General features: G+C 61.4%; 1 protein-coding gene. It reads left to right on the top strand.

Features of this window, described 5'->3' with window-relative positions; all coding sequences use genetic code 11:
- Positions 1 to 469 (top strand): hypothetical protein (locus GVL52_RS28755; protein WP_200847983.1); only part of this gene is annotated, 469 nt, incomplete at both ends.

Here is a 469-nt window from a genome sequence, read left to right as displayed (position 1 = left end):
GAGAAGGGGCTGTTCACGTCCGGGATTCATGTGCTCGATGAGCTGTCAGTCCGGGCACTCAGTCGTGACATCATGAAACAGAACCGGGTGACCGTACATCCGGAGAAAAGTGTCCCCCGGACGGCCGGTTACAGCGATGCGGTCAGTGTTCTGGCACAGGATCGCCCGTCGCTGGCTATTGTGTCCGGGCAGGGCGGTGCAGCCGGGCAGCGTGAGCGGGTGGCGGAGCTGGTCATGATGGCCCGGGAGCAGGGGCGGGAGGTGCAGATTATCGCCGCTGACCGTCGCTCGCAGATGAACCTGAAGCAGGATGAACGGCTGTCCGGTGAGCTGATAACCGGACGTCGTCAGCTGCAGGAGGGCATGGCCTTCACGCCGGGCAATACTGTTATCGTTGACCAGGGCGAAAAACTCTCCCTGAAAGAGACGTTAACCCTGCTGGACGGTGCCGCACGTCATAACGTACAGG

Source organism: Rhizobium sp. 18055 (assembly GCF_902706285.1).
In the GTDB taxonomy this organism is placed as follows: Bacteria; Pseudomonadota; Alphaproteobacteria; order Rhizobiales; family Rhizobiaceae; genus Rhizobium.
This window is presented reverse-complemented; position numbering and strand designations above follow the sequence as displayed.